This window comes from Pseudomonas sp. CFBP13509 (assembly GCF_005233485.1).
Lineage (GTDB): Bacteria > Pseudomonadota > Gammaproteobacteria > Pseudomonadales > Pseudomonadaceae > Aquipseudomonas > Aquipseudomonas marginalis.
This window is the reverse complement of sequence record NZ_QGAA01000001.1, coordinates 697,847-718,916: the sequence shown is the minus strand read 5'-3', so window position 1 is coordinate 718,916 and position 21,070 is coordinate 697,847. Positions and strand designations below refer to the sequence as shown.

Annotated in this window: 23 protein-coding genes and 1 riboswitch; of the genes, 14 read left to right on the top strand and 9 right to left on the bottom strand. The window is 60.6% G+C overall.

Going from position 1 to position 21,070, the window contains the following annotated elements; genetic code table 11:
* Positions 1-111 precede the first annotated feature (111 nt).
* Positions 112-1,386 (bottom strand): uracil-xanthine permease family protein, encoded by a 1,275-nt coding sequence (locus tag PspCFBP13509_RS03430; RefSeq protein WP_137211559.1) that lies wholly within the window; start codon positions 1,384-1,386, stop codon positions 112-114.
* Between the two features lie 2 nt (positions 1,387-1,388).
* Entirely contained in the window at positions 1,389-2,027 is a 639-nt protein-coding gene (upp, locus tag PspCFBP13509_RS03425) for a uracil phosphoribosyltransferase (RefSeq protein WP_027604798.1), read from the bottom strand.
* A gap of 163 nt (positions 2,028-2,190) precedes the next feature.
* On the opposite strand from upp, the gene PspCFBP13509_RS03420 reads away from it, so the two are divergent.
* The 4 genes from PspCFBP13509_RS03420 to PspCFBP13509_RS03405 all read left to right on the top strand — a co-directional run bounded on the left by PspCFBP13509_RS03420 (position 2,191) and on the right by PspCFBP13509_RS03405 (position 4,157).
* Positions 2,191-2,748: a hypoxanthine-guanine phosphoribosyltransferase gene (locus PspCFBP13509_RS03420; RefSeq protein ID WP_027604797.1), complete on the top strand. Its 558-nt coding sequence runs from the start codon at positions 2,191-2,193 to the stop codon at positions 2,746-2,748.
* A 3-nt stretch (positions 2,749-2,751) separates the two neighbouring features.
* Complete coding sequence (locus tag PspCFBP13509_RS03415; protein WP_065924284.1) at positions 2,752-3,219, top strand: WbuC family cupin fold metalloprotein; 468 nt, start codon at positions 2,752-2,754, stop codon at positions 3,217-3,219.
* Between the two features lie 35 nt (positions 3,220-3,254).
* Positions 3,255-3,740, top strand: coding sequence for a hypothetical protein (locus tag PspCFBP13509_RS03410; RefSeq protein ID WP_065924283.1), 486 nt, complete (start codon positions 3,255-3,257; stop codon positions 3,738-3,740).
* Positions 3,741-3,869: 129 nt separating this feature from the next.
* A complete protein-coding gene (locus PspCFBP13509_RS03405) occupies positions 3,870-4,157 on the top strand; it encodes a PA4642 family protein (protein WP_027604794.1) in 288 nt (95 codons plus the stop codon).
* Between the two features lie 129 nt (positions 4,158-4,286).
* On the opposite strand, the gene mqo is transcribed toward PspCFBP13509_RS03405, so the two are convergent.
* Together mqo and PspCFBP13509_RS03395 are read right to left on the bottom strand one after the other, a co-directional pair.
* Positions 4,287-5,813 (bottom strand): malate dehydrogenase (quinone), encoded by a 1,527-nt coding sequence (mqo, locus tag PspCFBP13509_RS03400; RefSeq protein ID WP_137211558.1) that lies wholly within the window; start codon positions 5,811-5,813, stop codon positions 4,287-4,289.
* Between the two features lie 728 nt (positions 5,814-6,541).
* The gene (locus PspCFBP13509_RS03395) at positions 6,542-6,775 is read right to left on the bottom strand and encodes a hypothetical protein (RefSeq protein WP_065924281.1); all 234 of its coding nucleotides are present in this window, start codon (positions 6,773-6,775) and stop codon (positions 6,542-6,544) included.
* 194 nt (positions 6,776-6,969) lie between these two features.
* Here PspCFBP13509_RS03395 and PspCFBP13509_RS03390 point away from each other — a divergent pair, with 194 nt between their 5' ends.
* Positions 6,970-7,557: a YajG family lipoprotein gene (locus PspCFBP13509_RS03390; protein WP_065924280.1), complete on the top strand. Its 588-nt coding sequence runs from the start codon at positions 6,970-6,972 to the stop codon at positions 7,555-7,557.
* A gap of 58 nt (positions 7,558-7,615) precedes the next feature.
* Here the strand turns inward: PspCFBP13509_RS03390 and PspCFBP13509_RS03385 are convergent, their stop codons facing one another.
* A complete protein-coding gene (locus tag PspCFBP13509_RS03385) occupies positions 7,616-7,825 on the bottom strand; it encodes a hypothetical protein (RefSeq protein WP_027604790.1) in 210 nt (69 codons plus the stop codon).
* Between the two features lie 183 nt (positions 7,826-8,008).
* Between PspCFBP13509_RS03385 and PspCFBP13509_RS03380 the strand changes: the two genes are divergently transcribed.
* Positions 8,009-8,266, top strand: a complete 258-nt coding sequence (locus PspCFBP13509_RS03380) for a hypothetical protein (protein WP_065924279.1) — start codon at positions 8,009-8,011, stop codon at positions 8,264-8,266.
* A gap of 60 nt (positions 8,267-8,326) precedes the next feature.
* On the opposite strand, the gene PspCFBP13509_RS03375 is transcribed toward PspCFBP13509_RS03380, so the two are convergent.
* Positions 8,327-9,490, bottom strand: a complete 1,164-nt coding sequence (locus PspCFBP13509_RS03375) for a 1-acyl-sn-glycerol-3-phosphate acyltransferase (RefSeq protein ID WP_174562722.1) — start codon at positions 9,488-9,490, stop codon at positions 8,327-8,329.
* Positions 9,491-9,622: 132 nt separating this feature from the next.
* Between PspCFBP13509_RS03375 and PspCFBP13509_RS03370 the strand changes: the two genes are divergently transcribed.
* The 4 genes from PspCFBP13509_RS03370 to PspCFBP13509_RS03355 all read left to right on the top strand — a co-directional run bounded on the left by PspCFBP13509_RS03370 (position 9,623) and on the right by PspCFBP13509_RS03355 (position 11,704).
* Positions 9,623-9,805 carry a CPXCG motif-containing cysteine-rich protein gene (locus tag PspCFBP13509_RS03370; protein ID WP_027604787.1) on the top strand — a complete coding sequence of 61 codons (183 nt, stop codon included), beginning with the start codon at positions 9,623-9,625 and terminating at the stop codon, positions 9,803-9,805.
* 11 nt (positions 9,806-9,816) lie between these two features.
* Positions 9,817-10,077: a putative signal transducing protein gene (locus PspCFBP13509_RS03365; protein WP_027604786.1), complete on the top strand. Its 261-nt coding sequence runs from the start codon at positions 9,817-9,819 to the stop codon at positions 10,075-10,077.
* 36 nt (positions 10,078-10,113) lie between these two features.
* Positions 10,114-10,734 (top strand): SOS response-associated peptidase, encoded by a 621-nt coding sequence (locus PspCFBP13509_RS03360; RefSeq protein WP_137211557.1) that lies wholly within the window; start codon positions 10,114-10,116, stop codon positions 10,732-10,734.
* A 151-nt stretch (positions 10,735-10,885) separates the two neighbouring features.
* Positions 10,886-11,704 carry a M48 family metallopeptidase gene (locus PspCFBP13509_RS03355; RefSeq protein WP_027604784.1) on the top strand — a complete coding sequence of 273 codons (819 nt, stop codon included), beginning with the start codon at positions 10,886-10,888 and terminating at the stop codon, positions 11,702-11,704.
* A 141-nt stretch (positions 11,705-11,845) separates the two neighbouring features.
* Here PspCFBP13509_RS03355 and PspCFBP13509_RS03350 read toward each other — a convergent pair whose 3' ends face one another.
* The 3 genes from PspCFBP13509_RS03350 to PspCFBP13509_RS03340 all read right to left on the bottom strand — a co-directional run bounded on the left by PspCFBP13509_RS03350 (position 11,846) and on the right by PspCFBP13509_RS03340 (position 14,685).
* Positions 11,846-12,430: a TMEM165/GDT1 family protein gene (locus PspCFBP13509_RS03350; protein ID WP_005784895.1), complete on the bottom strand. Its 585-nt coding sequence runs from the start codon at positions 12,428-12,430 to the stop codon at positions 11,846-11,848.
* 88 nt (positions 12,431-12,518) lie between these two features.
* A riboswitch (yybP-ykoY riboswitch) is annotated at positions 12,519-12,640 on the bottom strand.
* A 50-nt stretch (positions 12,641-12,690) separates the two neighbouring features.
* On the bottom strand, positions 12,691-13,689 hold the full coding sequence (locus tag PspCFBP13509_RS03345; protein ID WP_065947120.1) for a class I SAM-dependent methyltransferase: 999 nt from the start codon (positions 13,687-13,689) through the stop codon (positions 12,691-12,693).
* A gap of 30 nt (positions 13,690-13,719) precedes the next feature.
* A complete protein-coding gene (locus PspCFBP13509_RS03340) occupies positions 13,720-14,685 on the bottom strand; it encodes a 2-hydroxyacid dehydrogenase (protein WP_065947121.1) in 966 nt (321 codons plus the stop codon).
* A gap of 84 nt (positions 14,686-14,769) precedes the next feature.
* On the opposite strand from PspCFBP13509_RS03340, the gene PspCFBP13509_RS03335 reads away from it, so the two are divergent.
* The 4 genes from PspCFBP13509_RS03335 to PspCFBP13509_RS03320 all read left to right on the top strand — a co-directional run bounded on the left by PspCFBP13509_RS03335 (position 14,770) and on the right by PspCFBP13509_RS03320 (position 20,881).
* Positions 14,770-15,402: a LysE family translocator gene (locus PspCFBP13509_RS03335; RefSeq protein ID WP_065924273.1), complete on the top strand. Its 633-nt coding sequence runs from the start codon at positions 14,770-14,772 to the stop codon at positions 15,400-15,402.
* A 203-nt stretch (positions 15,403-15,605) separates the two neighbouring features.
* Positions 15,606-17,288: a fatty acid--CoA ligase gene (locus tag PspCFBP13509_RS03330; RefSeq protein ID WP_065947123.1), complete on the top strand. Its 1,683-nt coding sequence runs from the start codon at positions 15,606-15,608 to the stop codon at positions 17,286-17,288.
* Between the two features lie 330 nt (positions 17,289-17,618).
* Positions 17,619-19,487 (top strand): DUF1302 domain-containing protein, encoded by a 1,869-nt coding sequence (locus PspCFBP13509_RS03325; protein ID WP_137211556.1) that lies wholly within the window; start codon positions 17,619-17,621, stop codon positions 19,485-19,487.
* A gap of 29 nt (positions 19,488-19,516) precedes the next feature.
* The gene (locus PspCFBP13509_RS03320) at positions 19,517-20,881 is read left to right on the top strand and encodes a DUF1329 domain-containing protein (RefSeq protein WP_065924270.1); all 1,365 of its coding nucleotides are present in this window, start codon (positions 19,517-19,519) and stop codon (positions 20,879-20,881) included.
* Positions 20,882-21,070: the final 189 nt, after the last annotated feature.

Genomic DNA, 21,070 nt, shown 5'->3' with positions numbered 1-21,070 from the left:
GAATGAACGCGGCGCCTGTGAGTTTTTCGCGAGCAAGCTCGCTCCTACAAAAAGCCTTAACTGACTGGCATTAGGGCTTGCCCCCTCCCACATTAGGTTCTGCCATATGTGTTAGATCAGCGGCTCATCCGGCTTCTTGTTCTTCCAGCCATCATTGCCCGGCAGCAACAGGTTCAGGCCAATCGCTACCACCGCACACAGGGCAATGCCCTTCAGGCCGAAGTCATCCGGACCGGTCCCGGTTCCCACCAGCACCCCACCAATCCCGAACACCAGGGTCACCGACACAATCACCAGATTGCGCGCTTCACCCAGGTCGATCCTGTGGCGGATCAAGGTGTTCATCCCCACCGCGGCAATCGAGCCGAACAGCAGGCACAGGATCCCGCCCATCACCGGCACCGGGATGCTTTGCAGCAGTGCGCCGAATTTGCCGATGAACGCCAGACTGATGGCAAACACTGCCGCCCAGGTCATGATCTTTGGGTTGTAGTTCTTGGTCAGCATCACCGCGCCCGTCACTTCGGCGTAGGTGGTGTTCGGCGGGCCGCCAAACAGGCCGGCGGCCGTGGTGGCGATCCCGTCACCGAGCAGGGTGCGGTGAAGGCCAGGCTTCTTCAGGTAGTCGCGACCGGTCACGCTGCCCACCGCAATCACGCCGCCGATGTGTTCGATCGCCGGGGCCAGGGCCACTGGGACGATAAACAGGATCGCCTGCCAGTTGAACTCCGGCGCGGTGAAGTGGGGCAGGGCGAACCACGGGGCGGCGGCGATCTTCGCCGTGTCGACCACGCTGAAGTAGAACGCCATGGCAAAGCCCACCAGCACGCCGGAGATGATCGGCACCAGGCGGAAGATACCCTTGCCGAACACCGCGACGATCAACGTGGTCAGCAGCGCCGGCATCGAGATCATCATCGCCGTCTGGTAATGAATCAACTCGGCGCCGTCGCCGGATTTACCCATCGCCATGTTCGCGGCAATCGGTGCCATGGCCAGGCCGATGGAAATGATCACCGGGCCGATCACCACGGGTGGCAGCAGGCGGTCGATGAAACCGGTGCCTTTGATCTTCACGGCCAGGCCGAGGAAGGTATAGACAAAACCGGCCGCCATCACCCCGCCCATGGTCGCTGCGAGGCCGAACTGGCCCTTGGCAAGAATGATCGGGGTAATGAAGGCAAAGCTCGACGCCAGGAAGACCGGCACCTGCCGCCCTGTCACCAGTTGGAACAACAGCGTGCCCAGGCCGGCGGTGAACAGGGCGACGTTTGGATCAAGACCTGTGATCAGTGGCATCAACACCAGCGCGCCAAATGCTACGAAGAGCATCTGTGCGCCAGACAGGATCTGGCGCCAAAGCGGGTCGTTGAATTCATCCTGCATGCTCACGCGTCCTTCTGCTTGGTGCCGAAGATCTTGTCACCGGCATCGCCCAGGCCTGGGATGATGTAACCGTGTTCGTTCAGGCGCTCATCGATGGAAGCGGTGTAGATCTGCACGTCCGGGTGGGCTTTCTCGACGGCGGCGATGCCTTCGGGCGCGGCCACCAGCACCATGGCGCGGATGTCCCGGCAACCGGCTTTTTTCAGCAGGTCGATGGTGGCAACCATGGAGCTGCCGGTAGCGAGCATCGGGTCGATGATCATGGCCAGGCGCTCGTTGATTTCCGGTACGAGTTTTTCCAGATAGGTGTGGGCCTGCAGGGTTTCTTCGTTGCGGGCGACGCCGACGGCGCTGACCTTGGCGCCCGGGATCAGGCTGAGCACGCCTTCGAGCATGCCGATACCGGCACGCAGGATCGGCACCACGGTAATTTTCTTACCGGCGATTTTCTCGACCTGGACAGTGCCTGCCCAACCTTCGATGTCGTAGGTTTCCAGGGGCAAATCTTTGGTGGCTTCGTAAGTGAGCAGCGCTCCAACTTCCTGAGCAAGCTCACGGAAATTCTTCGTGCTGATGTCGGCACGGCGCATAAGGCCGAGTTTGTGTCGGATCAGCGGGTGGCGGATCTCGCGAGTGGGCATGGGAAAGGCTCCGGCGGCGGGCAAAAAAACCGGCCTAGATTAATCTATCCGAGGGTGTTGTCCTATAGACATCTAGTACGTTAGTCCATTAAGGCTTGCTCGGAGCGCATGAGAAGCGTACCTTCGCCCGCTTTTCTTGCCACAGCACCCCTTGGAGAGCGCCATGTCCGCTGATCTCGAGCATATCCGTCAAATCATGCGCGAGGCTGACTGCCTGTACACCGAAGCGCAAGTCGAAGCAGCGATCGCTAAGGTTGGCGCACACATCACCCGCGAAATGGCCGACACCAACCCGGTGGTCTTCTGCGTGATGAACGGTGGCCTGATCTTTGCCGGCAAATTGCTGACTCACCTGCAGTTCCCGTTGGAAGCGTCCTACCTGCACGCCACTCGCTATCGCAACGAAACCAGCGGTGGCGACCTGTTCTGGAAAGCCAAGCCGGAAGTTTCGTTCATCGACCGCGATGTGCTGATCATCGACGACATCCTCGATGAGGGCCACACCCTGGGCGCGATCATCGACTTCTGCAAACACGCTGGCGCACGTAAGGTGCACACCGCCGTGCTGATCGACAAAGACCACGACCGCAAGGCCCGTCCCGAGTTGAAAGCCGATTTCGTCGGCCTGCCGTGCATCGATCGCTACATCTTCGGTTACGGTATGGATTACAAGGGCTACTGGCGCAACGCCAATGGAATCTACGCCGTCAAAGGTATGTAACCTATGACTCGCTTTCTTGATCAGACGCTGTTTGCCGAGTTGGCCGAGAAAGCGGGCGCCAGCCCCCGTGGCCGGCATCATCACAACTTTCATCAGATGGAAGAACCGTGCCATCGCCTGGCCGTGGGCCTGCAGCCCAGCACGTATGTGCCGCCACATCGGCACTTGAGCGCGGATAAGGCGGAAACCTTGCTGGTCCTCCAGGGTCGCTTGGGCTTGCTGGTGTTCAGCGACACCGGCGAGGTGCTCGCCAAGCGCGTGATGCAGGCCGGCGGCGAATGCTCGGGCGTCGACCTGCCGCCCGGCGTGTTCCATGGCCTGGTGGTGCTCGCCCCCGACACGGTGATGTTCGAGTGCAAGGCCGGGCCTTATCGGCCGGTGGGCGAAGGCGAACTGGCCGATTGGGCGCCCCGTGAAGGCGACGCCAATGTGGCCGAGTATCAACGCTGGATGCTTGCCCAGTTCGATTGAGCTACAGTGCTGGGCCACCTCTTGCGGAGCGGCCCATGAGCCTGTTGATACGCACCTGCGCCGCCCTGGCGTTGACCCTCAGTCTGCCGCTGGCTGCGGCGCCTGCGCCGATGCATGCGCAGTTCCTGCCGCCGGACGATCTGACCCTGCGCGCCGAAACCCCTGACCAGCAGCAACTGCTGCAAGTCACCGAATATGCGGTGGTGGTGGGCAACCAGCGTCAATCCACGCAACAACCGATCCCGGTGACCTCGCCGCTGATGATCCGTCTCAAGGGCAAGTCCCTGAACAAAGGCGCGACTATCAGCCAGGTGGTGCTCAACTTCGATGCCGAAAGCAAAAGCTTGAAAAAGCCGGTGTACGATGACAAGAGCAAAACCTTGACCCTGTCCTACCCGGTGGCCCAGTACCGAGTGATTGTCGACCTGCTGCGCAATGACGCGGTGTATGTGCAGTTCCTCAGTTACGCCAACGGGCATGTCTGGGCGGATTTGCATACCGGTGCTGTTCGTAGCAAATAGCAAAAACACTGAAGAACCAATGTGGGAAGGGCTTGCCCCCGTCCACATTGGTTCTTCACCGCTTTCGAAGCCTGCGCCTCGCAGGTAGACTTCAAACCCCGTGTAAATGTCTGCTGGCTGGAGTCGGTAATGCGTAAAGATAAGAAACAGGTGATTGGTGACGAGATCGGCGACGACCAGATCAAGTTGTTCCTGGACTTCGAGCCGGTTGACGCGACTTCCCCGTCCCTGCACAAACTGATCAAGGCCTACCGTGGCCTGCGTATCGACGACTTCGAACGCTTCCTGGTTTTCTTCAAGGCGGCCGGTTTGGACCTGGATGGCAAGGATGAGCACGGCCAGACCTTTGTCGACCTGATCAAGGACCAGCGCAACGCCGCCGACTATATCGAGCTGATCGACAACGCCCGCGGCTGATTATTCCCGGCCACAAAAACGCCCCGTTCTCATCGCGAGAACGGGGCGTTTTTGCTTTTTACTGTAGGAGCGAGCTTGCTCGCGAAAAAACAGAGAACGCCGCGTTAAACCAGATGCGCTGCGTTATCGTTAACGATCTTCGCGAGCAAGCTCGCTCCTACCGGTCTCGGCGGCAGATTCAACCAGTTCGAGGCTGATGTTGTTCTGCGTATTGATCTTGCGATACAGCTCGGCATCAGTCTCCAGGACCTTCTCCCGTGCCGGGAAGATCTCGTGCAGCTTGGTCGCCCACTCACCGGCAGTTTTCTGCGGGAAGCACCGCTCGATCAGTTCCAGCATGATCGACACGGTCACCGAAGCGCCTGGGGACGCACCCAGCAGTGCTGCCAGTGAGCCATCTTTAGCCGCGACCAGCTCGGTGCCAAATTGCAGCACGCCGCCTTTCTTCGGGTCTTTCTTGATGATCTGCACCCGTTGGCCGGCCACTTCCAGGCGCCAGTCTTCGGCTTTCGCTTCAGGGTAGAAGCGACGCAGGGATTCCAGGCGCTGCTCCATGGACTGCATCACTTCGCTGACCAGGTACTTGGTCAGGTCCATGTTGTCGCGGGCCACGGCCAGCATCGGGCCAATGTTGCCGGCGCGAACCGACAGCGGCAGGTCGAGGAACGAGCCGTGCTTGAGGAACTTGGTGGTGAAGCCGGCGTAGGGCCCGAACAGCAGGGATTTCTTGCCGTCGACTACGCGGGTGTCCAGGTGCGGCACGGACATCGGCGGCGAGCCCACGGCGGCCTGGCTGTAGACCTTGGCCTGGTGGTGCTTGACCACTTCCGGGTTGTCGCAACGCAGCCACTGGCCGCTGACCGGGAAACCGCCAAACCCTTTGCTTTCTTCGATACCCGAGGCCTGCAGCAGCGGCAGGGCCGCGCCACCGGCGCCGAGGAACACGAACTTGGCGTCCACTTCGCGGCTGTTGCCGCTGTTGACGTCCTTGATGCTCACGGTCCAGCCTGCGCCGTTACGCTTGAGGCCGGTCACGCGCTTGCTGTACTTGACCTGAGCGTCCGGGGAGCTGGTCAGGTGAGTGAGCAACTGGTTGGTCAGGGCGCCGAAGTTGACGTCGGTGCCGTTCATCACACGGGTGGCCGCGATTTTTTCGTCGAGCGGGCGCCCCGGCATCATCAGCGGCATCCACTCGGCCATTTCGCTGCGGTCTTCGGTGTAGTGCATGTCCGAGAACGCATGGTGCTGGCTGAGGGTTTCAAAGCGCTTCCTGAGGAACTCCACGCCTTTTTCGCCCTGCACGAAGCTCAGGTGCGGCACCGGGCTGATAAAGGACTTGGACGAGCCAAAGGTGCCCTTCCTGGTCAGGTAGGCCCAGAACTGCTTCGACACCTCGAACTGGGTGTTGATGTGCACGGCTTTCTTTATGTCGATGGAGCCATCGGCGGCCTGGGGCGTGTAGTTCAGCTCACACAGCCCGGCGTGGCCGGTACCGGCGTTGTTCCACGGGTTGGAACTTTCCGCGGCACCCGAGTCCATCAGCTCAACGACTTCCAGCTTGAGGCCGGGGTCGAGCTCTTTGAGCAGTACGGCCAGGGTGGCACTCATGATGCCGGCCCCTACCAGTACTACGTCGACTGCTTCGTTATGCGCCATTTAACGCGTCTCCAAAATCTGCAGCACCAAATTGACGGCATGGCTGCCAGGAGTGACGGGGCGTTTCACGTGTTGCCCCAGGTTACCCATGGCCAGGATCGCCATGTCCGTTTCGCAATTCCTTGCACATTCAGCACACGCTTCCTGCCCGGCCTGATCTGCCTATGAACGCATTCATGGGCGCCTGTGGCAATTCGACTTATGGTCAAAGCGTGCGATTCGTGCAATCAATCCGTAGCGGACAGGCTCAAGCTCCGGTGTTTGCGGAGTACTCGGGCCTGTGTGGTTGGGCTGTTCCAGACGCTGATGGTGCTTGTACAAACGCCAAACTATTCATTTGCTCGCCACACTCTTGTGAAGTTGTGAAAACCCGTTTTTTTCACGCTCTTTTGAAGACGTGAACCTCAAAAAAGGGCTGCCCCGGCCTGGCACCTGGCCCGCAAACCTCTGCCGACACGCGGCAAAACGGGCAAACAACTCAAGTGGCCGAGCGCAATGGCAGCTCTGGCAGATTCGGTAAAGGCGGGTGGTTTGCAAAGGAAACAGCAAGCGCGCCAGCTTCACAGGATCTGTGTGGGCGGCTCTCTGTGGGCGATTCTTGGGGTTAATACCGAGGCATTAACGATGCTGCGAGGCCCGATCAGGAGACGTCCTTATAATCGGGGGGAGATTGTAGCGAAGAACGCCGGGGAAATGGGCGGGTTTTATGACTTTTATTAGGCGTTCGGTCAGGCGGCCAACGCCTGGTGACGTAGCGACCGCGCAGGGCGTGGGCTTACACGGGCGCGAGCCGGCAACGGATGATGCATCCAGCTCAGGCGAATTTCTTCGATTTCCACCCAGCCTTCGCCGACGGGAGGCTGGCAGCACGCTTTGAACGCCTGGCAACGGCCTTGCGCATCGAGCAGGGCGAACTGGCGAAGGGCGGGCTTGCGCGTAAACAGCGACCAGAGAAAATGCATGGCGATCAACCTCCTGAGATTGAGGCCAAGCATGCCTGCTTCGGATGACGAGCCCATGTAACGGCTATGACATATCGGTGACATCGAACCGCAGGCGACGCCCCGGGTCACAGGTTGTAACTGACGCTAGTTCCCTGCAGGGGCGCCCCGCTATACTGCCGGCCTGTCGGTACCTGATTTCTGGAGAGAAGCGCATGTTGCAACGCCTGTTGTTCGGTTTGATCACTGTGACCAGCTTGACCCTGGTTGGCTGCGCCAACAGCCCGCAGCAACTGACCCCGGAACCGAAAATCACCACGCAGCTGGCCCCGGTGGGCCATGGCCAGCCGGTGTCGGTACGGGTGGTGGACGGTCGTCCGTCGCCGACACTCGGTTCGCGCGGTGGCCTGTACCCGGAAACCGCCCTGGTGTCGGTGAACGCTCAAGACGTGCTGCCCAAGCTGCAAGCCCAGGCGGAAGCGGCCGTGCGCCTGCTGGGTTTCACCCCCAGCCCCAACGCGCCGGGCGCTCCGCAGTTGACGATCACCCTGGCCGAGTTGAAGTATCAGTCGCCTAAAGACGGTCTTTACGTGACCGAGGCGTCCATTGGTGCCACCTTCAAGTCCGACGTCACCGCCGGCACCCGTCGCTACAGCGGCCGTTACGGTGCGTCGCTGAACCAGCGCTTCGGCATGTCGCCTAACCAGGAAACCAACACCAGGCTGGTCAGCGACGTCCTGAGCGATGCCTTGACCCGCCTGTTCAAGGACCCAAGCATCGGTTCATTGCTCAGCTCGCAGTAATCGCTCAAACAAAAAAACCGGGCTCAGCGATGAGTCCGGTTTTTTTATGCCTTCAGTTTCACGCGGCCGTGTCGATACAAAAGTCCAGCATGCTCACCCCCGTCAACAGATCGGCCTCGGGCAAGTCCGCATGCTGGTGCCCGCCAAGGGCGCAATACACCAGCCAGTGGCGGTCCTGCACGTTGAACGCCAGGCCGCCGATCAGCGCCTCCTGCTCGTCGCTTTGGGCAATCAGATACAGCCGATCCTGGTTGTGCGCGTGCAGCATGACAAGCTCCTGAATGTTCGAAGGGCAACAGAGTGGCTTGTTAAGGTGACGTTCAGGTGACGGCGTAAATTACTGGATACATTAGCCGTCCATGGGAGATGGAGCGGTTTTGGTGCTCGAGGCCACTACCGTCAAGGTTTGTATCTGAACCGATACCCACAGACTGTTTCATCGAGGTTTGCGATGGCGCTGCCCGCACTATTGATCAATGCCGTGGCTTTATCAGTGGCCTGCCCAGGCGCTGCGCTGCTGTTCATCACCCGCCTGCGCGAGCAACGCGCCATGGCTGAACTGACGGCGCAAAGTGAAGATCGCGCAATCGACCAGCCCATGCTGTTCCTGGATGTGCGCACCGAGCGGGCGCACCGTGTGGCTTACCGCATCGGGTTCGCCTGCCTTGGACTGGCGCTGGCTACTTCCTGGCTCAGCACCCGAATCTAAAAAAACGCAGAACCAATGTGGGAGGGGGCTTGCCTCCTCCCACATTTTCTTGATCGGTGTTTACAGCGGGATTCCAGCCTTGACCCGATACTGATTGCGCACTGGCGTCGCGTATTGCACCACCAGGAAAGGCCGGTGCTCGGCCGGGCAGTCGTTCAGGCGCCGCTCCCACTCCGCCTTCGCCTTGGCCAGTTCATCGGCCGGGAACACGTCGGCCGCCTTCGGCACCTGCAACTGCGGGTCGGCATCGCTCCACTGGGCGTACGCCAGGTAGTGCACAGGGAACAGCCGGTAGCCGCCGAGAATCTGCCGATCCATTTCCACGGCCAGGACCTTGGTGTCTTCGAAACGCTCGGTAATCGGCGGCGCGAAGTTGATATGTACGCGGCCTTTGTAGCCGGTGATGCCCAGCGCAATGCTGACGTCATCCTCGCCTTGCGCCTTGACGTAGGTGCCGGTGGTGGCGCGGATATACAGTTCGCGGGCCTTGGCGGCATCGCACGGGTCGTACTCGTAGCTGATGGACACCGGCGTCAGGTTGAGTGACTGGATCACTTCGGCAAACGGCTCGTCCTTGCGGCTGACATGGAACATCTTGAGGATCGCCGACTCGGTGCGGTCATCCCCGTCCTTGGCGCGGCCTTCGGCCTGGGCGATCCAGATCGACTGGCAGTCGTTGCGGATCGAATGGTTGATATAGGCCGACAGCAGGTTGAACGCCGCCATCTTCTCCTTTCGCCCGGTGATCGAACGGTGCACGATGAAGCTCTTGTTCAGGCGCATCAGGTCACTGACAAACGGCTTTTGCAGCAGGTTATCGCCGATGGCGATGCGTGGCGTCGGCAGGCCGGCGTGGTAGACGGCATAGTTGACGAAGGCCGGGTCCATCACGATGTCGCGGTGGTTGGCCAGGAACAGGTAGGCGGTGCCGGATTTGAGCTGTTCGACGCCGGTGTAGGTCACGCCGTCGGTCGCCCGGTCAATGGTGTGGTCGACGTAATACTCGACTTTGTCCTGAAGCGTGGCCACGGTGGTGACACCGGCGAACTCGCGGCGCAGTTTGCGCGCGATCATCGGCTTGAGCAGCCAGCCCAGGGCGCCGGCAAAGCGCGGGAAGCGGAAGTGGGTCAGGATGTCCAGAAAGGCCTTGTCACTGAACAGCCGGGCCAGCACTGCCGGGACTTCGCTGTCGTTGTAAGGTCGGATGGTATCGAATTCGCCCATCATGCTCTCTTGTTAGAAACGGCTAGGGTAAGTAAAGGAAATACCAGGGAGCGTCCGGGCAATTGGCCCGGCCGGAAAATAGCCCTGTAAATAGACCGGCGATTATACGCACAAGTCACCTGGGAGACTGCGATGCTGGAAACTGCTCTGTACGATTGTCCTTATTGTGGTGAGGCGGTAGAGACCGCGGTGGATTTATCCGGCGGTGATCAGACATACATCGAGGACTGTCAGGTGTGTTGCCGACCGATCATTTTCAACCTGCAGGTCCATGGTGAAGAGTGGATGCTCGAAACCCGCAGTGAAAACGAATAACAGGTACGCCCATGCAGCGAATCTACGAACCGGAAAACCTGATGGAAGGCGAGTTGCTGCAGCAAATGCTCGCCAGCGAGGGCATCGAGGCGCACCTGGTAGGGCGCCATTTGCTCGGCGGCACGGGGGAGTTGCCGATCTTCGGCCTGCTGGGGCTGGAAGTGGACAACGACCGGGCGGCTGAAGCCCGCGAGCTGATTACCGCCTATATCGGTGCGCAACCCCTGCCCGGCGACGAACCCGACAGCTTCCCCGACGTATTGGTCTGTTAGGCTGTCGGTCGGTTTACCTAAGAGTCGTGTTGCCCCATGTGCGGACGTTATGCCCTGTTTCGCTGGAACCCCACCTTTGCTGCCCTGCCGGGCTTTCCGGCCGACCAGCAGGCCCAGTGGAACATTTCCCCGAATGATTCGGTGCTGATCCAGCGCCTCAATGACGGCCAGCGCACCCTGGCACGGGCGCGCTGGGGCCTGACGCCGCCCTGGCTGACTGACCTTTCCCGCACCCCGGCCCATGCCCGTGCCGAAACCCTGGCCGAGCAACCGATGTTTCGTGAAGCGTTTCGCCAGCGCCGTTGCCTGCTGCCCGCCAACGGTTTCTACGAATGGCGCGGCACCCAGCGCAAGCGTCCGTACTGGTTGACGCCGGGGGAGGGCTCGACCCTGTTTTTTGCAGCGATCTGGGAGGCGTACCCGGTGCAGGAGCAGGTGTGGCTGAGTACGGCAGTGGTGACCCAGGCCGCCCAGAGTCAGCGCCGGCCGTTGATTCTGGACGCGGCGGGTCAGGCCGCCTGGCTCGATCCCGAGACGCCCTTGCATGTGTTGCAAGGCTTGCTGGCCAGTGAGCCGGTCCCATTGCGTGAGCGAGTCCTGGCCAACATGGTCAATGATCCCAAGCTCAACGGGCCGGAGTGCCTGACCCCGGCCTGAGCCTGAGGCCGGTTGCTCACTGAAGTTGCCGGGCGTGTGAGATGTGTCCGAAATTCATCGGTTACACGTCTGTTGTATCTGGCGCCGATACAAATGAGCGCCTACGATACGCGCCATGTTTTCAGGGCGTCTTTTCAGGGAGAGTGTATTGATGAAGAAATCATTGGCCGTAAGTGTATTGGCGGCAGGCGTGTTGCTGGCCGGGTGTCAGTCGGTCAACACCACCAGCGGCGGCGCGGTCGGGGTTGAGCGCAAGCAATATATGTTCAGCATGCTGTCGAGCCAGGAAGTCGACCAGATGTATGCCCAGTCCTACCAGCAGACCCTGGGCGAGGCCAGCAGCAAAGGCCAGTTGGACAAGACCAGCGCCAATGCCAAGCGCGTGCAGGCGATCGCCAATCGCCTGATCGCCCAGGCGCCGACCTTCCGCCCGGATGCGGCGCAGTGGAAGTGGGAAGTGAACCTGATCAAGAGCGATGAGATGAACGCCAACTGCGGGCCTGGCGGCAAGATCTTCGTGTACAGCGCGTTGATCGACAACCTCAAGCTCACCGACGATGAACTGGCCGCGGTGATGGGCCATGAAATCGCCCACGCCTTGCGTGAGCATGGCCGCGAAGCCATGTCCAAGGCCTACGGCATCGAGATGGCCAAGCAGGGCGCCGGTGCGTTGTTCGGCCTGGGCCAGGACAGCCTGGCGCTGGCCGATACCGTGGCCAACTACGGCATGACCTTGCCCAACAGCCGCAGCAATGAAAACGAAGCGGACCTGATCGGCCTGGAACTGGCGGCCCGTGCCGGCTACAACCCGAACGCGGCGATCACGCTGTGGAACAAGATGGCCAAGGCTTCGGAAGGCGCACCGCCGGAGTTCATGAGCACTCACCCGGCCTCCGACAGCCGGATCGCCTCGTTGCAGGCAGCGATTCCGAAGGTGATGCCGCTCTACCAGCAGGCCAAGAAGTCCTGATCGACGCCGTGTAGGAGCGAGCTTGCTCGCGAAAAACGTCAACGATAACGCGTGTTGCCTGAATAAACGCGGCGCCGGTGAGTTTTTCGCGAGCAAGCTCGCTCCTACAGGCATCAGGGCAAACCATCTTCCGTGTTTGGCTTATATCCAGCCACTGCTCTGCATGGCCTTGTACACCGCCACAATCGCCAGGACAAAGAACGCTGTAGCCGCCAATCGGCGAATCAATGTCAGCGGCAGTTTCTCCGCCGCAAAATTCCCCGCCAGAACCACCGGCACGTTGGCAATCAACATGCCCAGGGTGGTGCCGATAATCACCAGCCACAGTTCCGGGTACTGCGCCGCGAGCATCACCGTGGCGATCTGGGTCTTGTCCCCGATTTCCGCCAGGAAGAATGCAATCAGCGTGGTCAGGAACGGCCCGAACTTGCGCGTGGTGCTGGCTTCGTCGTCGTCGAGTTTGTCTGGCACCAGGGTCCACAGCGCGGTGGCGCAGAAGCTGGCCGCGAGAATCCAGTGCAATACCGCATCCGAGAAGAAACTCCCGAACCAGGCCCCCACGGCACCGGCGGCCGCATGGTTGGCCAGGGTTGCAGCGACGATGCCGGCGATGATCGGCCAGGGCTTGCGAAAGCGTGCAGCAAGGATGAGCGCGAGCAGTTGCGTCTTGTCGCCGATTTCGGCCAAGGCAACGATTGCGGTAGGAACGAGCAATGAATCCAGCATCAGGTAGGTTTCCAGGGGCGGGTCGACACGGCTATGACACGTACAGCCTTCCCGCCCCGGGTAAGGTGTGCGTGTCATAGGTCTTGTCAAACCCCGGTCCGTCTGTGCGGACTCCTGGGTCGCATACGCCATGGCCTGTTGACCAAGTATGTTGACGTATGCCGGACGAGCGTGGCGCTCGTGGGAGACTACTCCCCTAGGACGGAGCGGATTCTGCCTAGGCAAAATCCATTCGGCAAGCGTTCTTTTTCAAATGGTCATCAGCTGCGTTTGGCACGGTAGATGCGAAAACCATTGCCTTCGGCCTTGACCGCACACACGCCCAGATGCTCTTCGATCAACGGCTGGTACTTCAGGAAGCTGTTAGCCACCAGGCGAAGTTCGCCACCTTTTGCCAGGTGTTTCGCCGCTTTTCGCAGCAGGTTCTCCGTGGCGAAATAGTCGGTGTGCACGCCGACATGAAACGGTGGGTTGCTCAAGATTGCATTCAACCCCATCGGCGCAGCGTCAATGCCATCACCGGTCAGCACATCGGCTTCCAGGCCGTTGGCGGCCAGGGTCAGGCGACTGCTGGCGGCGGCGAAAGCATCCACATCCAGCATCGTTACGCTGTTGTGCGGGTAGCGACGTTTGACCGCCGCCCCCAACACGCCGGCGCCGCAACCGAAGTCGAGCAAATGGCCGCTCGGCAGTTTGTCCAAGTGTTCCAGCAACAGCTCGGTGCCGCGATCCAGACGGCCGTGGCTGAATACACCCGGCAGGCTCACCACCTTGAGCGGGCCTTCGGCCAGCGGCACATCGAACACCTGCGCCAGGCTTTCCAGCTCGACCGCTTGCGGGGCGTTGGCCACGGTGATTTGCCACAGCTGGCAATGCCGCGCGCTGTCGAGCTTGCGCGGTTTGCCATACGGGGCCATTTGCCTGGCGGCGCTTTCGATACCGCCTTTTTTCTCGCCTACCAGGAACAGCTCGGCGCCGGGCAGTCGCGCTGCCACTGCGTTGAGCAGGTAATCGGTGAGGTCCTTGGACTTGGGCAGGAAGATCACCGCCGCATCGAACCCGCGCTCGGGCGCATTCACCCCAAACTGGCTGCGCTCCGGGAAGCGCGCGTCGAGCGCCGCCTGGTCGCCGGCATGCCAGCACCAGCCGTGGGCGTTGGGCAGGCGACCCAGCAGGTCGTCGGCGGGCAAACCCACCAGCAGCAGGTTGCCTTGAAAAAGTTCGGCCTGACGAAGCAGTACTTCACTGCGCGGATCCATGGTCTGCTCCTTGAAAAGGAGCGCAGTTTATCAACTGACGACACGCAGCGGGGCGCCGCTGAAAAAGCCCCGGGCGTTTTCCGCCAGTTGGCCGACGATACGCTGCCGCGCTTCACGGCTGCCCCAGGCATTGTGCGGGGTTACGATCAGTCGAGGAATATCGCCGGCCAGCAGCGGGTTGCCATTGACCGGTGGCTCAACACTCAGCACGTCGGTCGCTGCGCCGCCCAGGTGGCCGCTGCGCAAGGCATCGGCCAGGGCCTGCTCGTTGATCAAGCCACCGCGCGCGGTGTTGACGATAAACGCGCCGGGCTTGAGCAGCGCCAGTTCACGGGCGCCGATAAAGTCCCGGGTGTGTTCATTGAGCGGGCAGTGCAAGGTGAGTGCGTCCACCTGCGCGAGCAATTCATCCAGCGGCACGCGGTCGGCACGGGCGGGGCGCCCGGGAATCGCGCCGAGTAGCACGCGCATCCCGAAGGCTTCGGCCAGGCGCGCCACGGCACTGCCCAATTCGCCATGGCCCAGCAGGCCGAGGGTCTTGCCTTCCAGCTCGACAATCGGGTGGTCCAGCAGGCAGAACTGCTTGGCCTCTTGCCATTTGCCGGCGCTCACATCGCGCTGATAGTCCTGCAGCCGCGTCGCCAGGTTGAGCAACAGCATGATCGTGTGCTGCGCCACCGACGGTGTGCCGTAGCCCTGGCAGTTGCTCACGGTGATGCCATGGGCGCGGGCGGCTTCCAGGTCGATGTTGTTGGTGCCGGTGGCCGATACCAGGATCAACTTGAGTTCCGGGCAGGCCGCCAGGGTCTCGCTGTTGAGCGGGATTTTGTTACTGATCGCCACCTGCGCGCCTTGCAGGCGCTCGACCACATTCTGCGGCGTGGTGCCTGTCAACAACTGCAAGTCGCTGAAACTGTCTCGCAACTCGCTGAGATCGAGGTCGCCCAGATCCAGGGACGGGTGATCAAGGAAGACGGCGCGGCGATTGTTCGTCATCAACTGTACCTTTTGCGACAGGGTTCGAAGGCGTAATCTGCCGAGCCTACCAGATGAAATAATCCGTTACTTAATGGAGTGAGTATGTACGCCGCCGAGTTTTTGACCGTAGCCCTGATTCACCTGCTGGCGGTGGCCAGCCCCGGCCCGGATTTCGCGGTGGTGGTGCGTGAGAGCGTGACCCACGGCCGCCGCGCCGGAACCTGGACTGCGTTGGGCGTGGGCTCGGCGATTTTCCTGCACGTGGGCTATTCGCTGCTCGGCATCGGCCTGATCGTGTCCCAGTCCATCGTGTTGTTCAACGCACTGAAATGGGCCGCCGCCGCCTACCTGCTGTACATCGGCTTCAAGGCCCTGCGCGCCAAACCGGCCAAGCCTGCCGTCGAGGGCGAGTTGCACCGCGAAGCGGGCGAGCGTACCCCGCGTGGCGCGTTTACCGCAGGCTTCGTCACCAACGGCCTGAACCCCAAGGCGACGTTGTTCTTCCTGTCGCTGTTCACCGTGGTGATCAACCCGCACACACCGCTGGCGATCCAGGCCGGCTACGGCGTGTACCTGGCGGTGGCGACGGCGTTGTGGTTCTGCCTGGTGGCGATGTTGTTCAGCCAGCAGCGCGTGCGCGCCGGGTTTGCACGGATGGGGCATTGGTTTGATCGGACCATGGGAGCAGTGTTGATTGCGATTGGGGTGAAGTTGGCGTTTACCAGCGCGAAATAAACGCTGTTCTCAAGTAAACACAATCCAGTGTGGGAGGGAGCAAGCCCCCTCCCACATTTGACCTCCATTGTCCCTGAATAATGGCTCAAAGCTAGCATTCCCCAGCCTCTGCAAATCATTCCTTTGGCTGATTTAGCTGAAACATAACCTCTCTACAGTGCAGGTCTTCAAGCCAAGACCGTGCAGTCATAAAAGGGATTCGTATGTTGCAGACCCGTGTTATTCCGCCCGCCGAAGGTGCGTATCAATACCCGCTGTTGATCAAGCGCCTGTTGATGTCCGGTACCCGTTACGAGAAGACCCGGGAAATTGTCTATCGCGACAAGCTGCGCTACACCTACCCGACCTTGATCGAGCGCGTCGCGCGCCTGGCCAACGTGCTCACCGAAGCCGGGGTCAAGGCCGGTGACACTGTGGCGGTGATGGATTGGGACAGTCATCGTTACCTGGAATGCATGTTCGCCATCCCGATGATCGGTGCTGTGATCCACACCATCAATGTGCGCCTGTCGCCGGAACAGATTCTCTACACCATGAACCACGCCGAGGACCGCTTCGTGCTGGTCAACAGCGAGTTCGTGGGGCTCTACCAGGCCATTGCCGGGCAGCTCACCACCGTGGACAAGACGCTGCTGCTCACCGACGGCGAAGCCAAGACCGCCGAGTTGCCCAACCTGGTCGGTGAGTATGAAACCCTGCTGGCCGCCGCCAGCCCGAAGTACGATTTCCAGGACTTCGACGAACACTCCGTCGCCACCACCTTCTACACCACCGGCACCACCGGCAACCCCAAGGGCGTGTACTTCACCCATCGCCAACTGGTGCTGCACACCATCGGCGTGGCGACCATCATGGGCAGCGTCGACAGCGTGCGCCTGCTGGGCACCAACGACGTGTACATGCCGATCACGCCGATGTTCCACGTGCATGCCTGGGGCCTGCCGTATGTGGCGACCATGCTTGGCCTGAAGCAGGTCTACCCCGGCCGCTACGACCCGGAATACCTGGTAGAGCTGTGGCGCAAGGAGAAGGTCACCTTTTCCCACTGCGTGCCGACCATCCTGCAAATGGTGCTCAACGCCAAGGCTGCCCAAGGCGTCGATTTTGGCGGCTGGAAAATCGTCATCGGCGGCAGTGCGCTCAACCGCACGCTGTATGAGGCGGCAAAGGCCCGTGGGATTCAGCTCACCGCCGCGTACGGCATGTCCGAGACTGGCCCGCTGGTGTCCTGCGCCCACCTCAACGAAGAACTGATGGCCGGCACCGAGGACGAGCGCATCAGCTACCGCATCAAGGCCGGCGTGCCCGGGCCGTTGGTGGAAGCGGCGATCATGGACGCCGAGGGCAATTTCCTGCCCGCCGACGGCGAGTCCCAGGGTGAGTTGGTGCTGCGCGCGCCGTGGCTGACCGAGGGGTATTACAACGAGCCGCAGAAGGGCGCCGAGCTGTGGGCGGGTGGCTGGATGCACACCGGCGACGTGGCCACCCTCGATGCATTTGGGGTGATCGATATCCGCGACCGCATCAAGGACGTGATCAAGACCGGCGGCGAGTGGATCTCCTCCCTGGCCCTCGAAGACCTGGTCAGCCGTCACCCGGCGGTACGCGAAGTAGCGGTGGTGGGCATCGCCGACCCGCAGTGGGGCGAGCGCCCGTTTGCGTTGCTGGTGGTGCGTGATGGCCATGAGATTGGGGCCCGCGAGCTCAAGGAACACCTCAAGCCTTTTGTCGAACTGGGCCATCTGAGCAAGTGGGCGATTCCGAGCCAGATCGCCGTTGTTACGGAAATTCCCAAGACCAGTGTCGGCAAGCTCGACAAAAAACGTATCCGTATTGACATCATTGAATGGCAGGCCAACAACAGCACCTTCCTGTCCACCCTCTGAGCTGATTTGCCGTGCCCTCGTGGCACGGCGATGCTCTATCTCGCGCCTTCACTTGTGATTTGCCAATTTTCAGCCATCCTTGCCGCGTCGGCCTTCGCCGACATGGCGAAAGGGCTGTGGCAGACGGGTTGGTGATGCAAATCACACTTTAGAGGGATCAAGCGATACCCCCTGCTGGCTATAGTCCCACCCAGAGTTTTTCAAGGATGCATCGCTTCGGGCCATGGAGGTTCAGTTGCCAGGCGGCATTGGAATCGTTGTATTCCGGCCGTTACAAGCATCACAGAACAAACTCACTGCCATAACAATAATGCACATGGAGTAGCGTCGATGACCTCAGTAAACCAGTTCTGGCGCCGGGCAAGACTGCCCCTGGCCGTCAGTCTCGCCTCTACGCTCGCCGGGCCCGCATTCGGCGTCAGTTTCAATATCGGTGAAATCGAAGGTAGTTTTGACTCGTCGCTTTCTGTGGGGGCGAGCTGGTCGACAGCCAAGCCCAACCAGGACCTGATCGGTGCCAACAACGGCGGCAACGGTCTGTCCCAGACCTCCGATGACGGCCACTTGAACTTCAAGCGTGGCGAAACGTTCTCGAAGATTTTCAAGGGCATTCATGACCTGGAGTTGAAATACGGCGACACCGGCGTGTTTGTGCGCGGCAAGTACTGGTATGACTTCGAACTGCAGGATGAGAGCCGCGAGTTCAAGGACATCAGCAACAACAACCGCAAAGAGGGCGCCAAGTCTTCTGGCGGGCAGATTCTCGATGCGTTTATCTACCACAACTACTCCATTGTCGATCAGCCCGGCAACGTGCGGTTCGGTAAGCAGGTAGTGAGCTGGGGTGAAAGTACTTTCATCGGTGGTGGCATCAACTCCATTAACCCGATCGATGTGTCTGCATTCCGTCGTCCGGGCGCCGAAATCAAGGAAGGTTTGATTCCGGTCAACATGTTCTACGTGTCGCAGACCCTGACCGATAACTTGTCGGCGGAAGCCTTTTATCAGTTGGAATGGGACCAGACCGTTACCGATAACTGCGGCACTTTCTTCTCTCAGCCTGATGTTATTTCCGATGGCTGCAGTGACAATTTGCGAGTATTGAACAGCCGTCGCTTCCTACCCGCCGGAGTACTGCCAGGGCTCGCCGCAAATGGCGTCGACGTTAACAACGAGGGCGTATTGGTGCGTCGCGGCCCGGATCGTGATGCGCGCGACAGTGGTCAGTTCGGTGTCGCGTTCCATTACAACTACGAGCCTCTGGATACAGAGTTCGGCGCTTACTTCATGAACTACCACAGCCGCGCTCCGATCTTCAGTGCCCAGGGCGCCCCGCAATCGAAATACACCGGCGCAACGCCAGGTGTGCCTGGTCAATTGCGTCCGCTGGTGGTCGCGGGTAACTCCAATTATTTCGTTGAGTACCCAGAGGATATTCGTCTCTATGGCTTGAGTTTCTCCACCACCCTGCCCACGGGGACTGCATGGAGCGGCGAGTTTAGCTACCGTCCTAATGCCCCGGTCCAACTGAGCACCACCGACATCCTGTTTGCCGGTGTGAAACCTATTGGTGGGCCGGTCCTCGGCAATGCGTCGTTGCTCAACGGGGCTCCGGGCCAGGACTTGCATGGTTATCGTCGTAAGGAAATCAGCCAGTTCCAAACGACATTTACCCACTTCTTCGACCAAGTCATGGGCGCTAGCCGTTTGACCCTGGTGGGTGAAGTAGGTGTAACCCATGTGGGTGGTCTGGAGAGCAAGTCGGATGTGCGCTACGGTCGTGACCCTGTCTTCGGCCCTGGTACGCTGCCGAATAATGCCTGTGCGGCGTTGAACACGTCTACGGCTCAAGGCGCCGGCCTGGCAAATGCCAACGGACTGAACACTAACTGCAACAACGATGGCTTCACCACTGCCACTTCCTGGGGGTATCGCGGTCGGGCTATCTGGGAATACCCGGACGTTTTCGCCGGCGTAAACCTCAAGCCAAACGTGGCATGGTCCCATGACGTCAAGGGGTACTCCCCGGGTCCTGGCGCCAACTTCGAAGAGGGCCGCAAAGCCGTCAGTCTGGGCCTGGATGCCGAATACCAGAACACCTACACCGCCAGCCTGAACTACACCAACTTTTTCGGTGGTGATTTCAGCACGGTGAATGACCGCGACTTCGTCGCCCTGAGCTTCGGCGCCAACTTCTAAGCACACTGTATTTTCAGGAAGACCAGAACATGAAAATAACCAAAAGTCTGTTGCACGTGGGTGTGCTTGGGCTGTCGATCCTGGCGAGCAATGTCATGGCGGCAGTGTCGGCGGATGAGGCCGCCAAGCTGGGCACGACCCTGACGCCGATGGGCGCGGAAATGGCCGGTAACGCGGCCGGCACCATCCCGAAATGGTCGCCGATGCCGACCAACGCCGGCGCTGTGGATGCCAAAGGTTTCCTCGCCAACCCGTACGCCAGTGAACAACCGCAATTCACCATCACCGCGCAGAACGTCGAGCAGTACAAAGACAAGCTGGCACCGGGGCAGTACGCGATGTTCAAGCGTTACCCGGAAACCTTCAAGATGCCGGTCTACCCGACCCATCGCGGCGCTACCGTACCGGCCGATGTGTTCGCCTCCATCAAGAAGAACGCCACCACCACCAACCTCGTGTCTGGCGGCAACGGCCTGGAAAACTTCGAAACCGCCATACCGTTCCCGATCCCGAAAAGCGGCGTGGAAGTCATCTGGAACCACATCACCCGTTATCGCGGTGGCAGCGTGACCCGCCTGGTGACCCAGGCCACGCCGCAAACCAACGGCTCCTACAGCCTGGTGTACTTCCGCGACCAGTTCGTGTTCCGCGACAAGATGAAGGACTTCGACCCGAAGAACCCGGGTAACGTGCTGTTCTACTTCAAGCAGCAAGTGACCGCCCCGGCACGTCTGGCCGGTGGTGTGCTGCTGGTGCACGAAACCCTGGACCAGGTGAAGGAGCCGCGTTCGGCGTGGGTCTACAACGCCGGCCAGCGCCGCGTGCGCCGGGCGCCGCAAGTGTCCTATGACGGGCCGGGTACCGCCGCCGACGGCCTGCGTACCTCCGACAACCTCGACATGTACAACGGTGCGCCGGACCGCTACGACTGGAAACTGGAAGGCAAGAAGGAAATCTACATCGCCTCCAACAGCTACAAGATCGATGATCCGAAGCTCAAGTACGCCGACATCATCAAGGCCGGCCACATCAACCAGGACCTGGCACGCTACGAGCTGCGCCGTGTCTGGCACGTGGTCGCGACCTTGAAGGAAGGCCAGCGCCACATCTACGCCAAGCGTGACTTCTACATCGACGAAGACACCTGGCAAGCCGCAGTGATCGACCACTACGACGGCCGTGGCCAACTGTGGCGTGTCGCCGAAGCCCATGCCGAGAACTACTACGACAAGCAAGTGCCGTGGTACGCCCTGGAAACCCTCTACGACCTGCAGTCCGGCCGCTACCTGGCCCTGGGCATGAAGAACGAAGAGAAGCAGGCCTATGACTTCGGCTTCACCGCCACCACCAGCGACTTCACCCCGGCGGCCCTGCGCCAGGACGGTGTTCGCTAAGTTGCACGAGTAACTCAAGGTGGGAGGGGGCTTGCCCCCGATAGCGATGCGACAGTCAGCGCAGCATTGACTGATCCGCCTCTATCGGGAGCAAGCCCCCTTCCACTTTTTGTTTGCGGCGATATTTCTTGTCTCAGTTCTTTTTCAGGCAAATGTTGCAAAGATCTACAAACCCGCCGCTTTTACCGC

What these genes read in the sequence shown, in the direction of transcription:
- PspCFBP13509_RS03335 (WP_065924273.1), top strand. Translation starts at nt 14,770, where the DNA reads ATGTACGCCGCCGAGTTTTTGACCGTAGCCCTGATTCACCTGCTGGCG.
- upp (WP_027604798.1), bottom strand. Translation starts at nt 2,027, where the DNA reads ATGCCCACTCGCGAGATCCGCCACCCGCTGATCCGACACAAACTCGGC.
- PspCFBP13509_RS03415 (WP_065924284.1), top strand. Translation starts at nt 2,752, where the DNA reads ATGACTCGCTTTCTTGATCAGACGCTGTTTGCCGAGTTGGCCGAGAAA.
- PspCFBP13509_RS03385 (WP_027604790.1), bottom strand. Translation starts at nt 7,825, where the DNA reads ATGCTGCACGCGCACAACCAGGATCGGCTGTATCTGATTGCCCAAAGC.
- PspCFBP13509_RS03430 (WP_137211559.1), bottom strand. Translation starts at nt 1,386, where the DNA reads ATGCAGGATGAATTCAACGACCCGCTTTGGCGCCAGATCCTGTCTGGC.
- PspCFBP13509_RS03340 (WP_065947121.1), bottom strand. Translation starts at nt 14,685, where the DNA reads ATGACGAACAATCGCCGCGCCGTCTTCCTTGATCACCCGTCCCTGGAT.
- PspCFBP13509_RS03345 (WP_065947120.1), bottom strand. Translation starts at nt 13,689, where the DNA reads ATGGATCCGCGCAGTGAAGTACTGCTTCGTCAGGCCGAACTTTTTCAA.
- PspCFBP13509_RS03355 (WP_027604784.1), top strand. Translation starts at nt 10,886, where the DNA reads ATGAAGAAATCATTGGCCGTAAGTGTATTGGCGGCAGGCGTGTTGCTG.
- PspCFBP13509_RS03375 (WP_174562722.1), bottom strand. Translation starts at nt 9,490, where the DNA reads ATGGGCGAATTCGATACCATCCGACCTTACAACGACAGCGAAGTCCCG.
- PspCFBP13509_RS03330 (WP_065947123.1), top strand. Translation starts at nt 15,606, where the DNA reads ATGTTGCAGACCCGTGTTATTCCGCCCGCCGAAGGTGCGTATCAATAC.
- PspCFBP13509_RS03325 (WP_137211556.1), top strand. Translation starts at nt 17,619, where the DNA reads ATGACCTCAGTAAACCAGTTCTGGCGCCGGGCAAGACTGCCCCTGGCC.
- PspCFBP13509_RS03390 (WP_065924280.1), top strand. Translation starts at nt 6,970, where the DNA reads ATGTTGCAACGCCTGTTGTTCGGTTTGATCACTGTGACCAGCTTGACC.
- PspCFBP13509_RS03420 (WP_027604797.1), top strand. Translation starts at nt 2,191, where the DNA reads ATGTCCGCTGATCTCGAGCATATCCGTCAAATCATGCGCGAGGCTGAC.
- PspCFBP13509_RS03320 (WP_065924270.1), top strand. Translation starts at nt 19,517, where the DNA reads ATGAAAATAACCAAAAGTCTGTTGCACGTGGGTGTGCTTGGGCTGTCG.
- mqo (WP_137211558.1), bottom strand. Translation starts at nt 5,813, where the DNA reads ATGGCGCATAACGAAGCAGTCGACGTAGTACTGGTAGGGGCCGGCATC.
- PspCFBP13509_RS03395 (WP_065924281.1), bottom strand. Translation starts at nt 6,775, where the DNA reads ATGCATTTTCTCTGGTCGCTGTTTACGCGCAAGCCCGCCCTTCGCCAG.
- PspCFBP13509_RS03405 (WP_027604794.1), top strand. Translation starts at nt 3,870, where the DNA reads ATGCGTAAAGATAAGAAACAGGTGATTGGTGACGAGATCGGCGACGAC.
- PspCFBP13509_RS03410 (WP_065924283.1), top strand. Translation starts at nt 3,255, where the DNA reads ATGAGCCTGTTGATACGCACCTGCGCCGCCCTGGCGTTGACCCTCAGT.
- PspCFBP13509_RS03350 (WP_005784895.1), bottom strand. Translation starts at nt 12,430, where the DNA reads ATGCTGGATTCATTGCTCGTTCCTACCGCAATCGTTGCCTTGGCCGAA.
- PspCFBP13509_RS03380 (WP_065924279.1), top strand. Translation starts at nt 8,009, where the DNA reads ATGGCGCTGCCCGCACTATTGATCAATGCCGTGGCTTTATCAGTGGCC.
- PspCFBP13509_RS03365 (WP_027604786.1), top strand. Translation starts at nt 9,817, where the DNA reads ATGCAGCGAATCTACGAACCGGAAAACCTGATGGAAGGCGAGTTGCTG.
- PspCFBP13509_RS03370 (WP_027604787.1), top strand. Translation starts at nt 9,623, where the DNA reads ATGCTGGAAACTGCTCTGTACGATTGTCCTTATTGTGGTGAGGCGGTA.
- PspCFBP13509_RS03360 (WP_137211557.1), top strand. Translation starts at nt 10,114, where the DNA reads ATGTGCGGACGTTATGCCCTGTTTCGCTGGAACCCCACCTTTGCTGCC.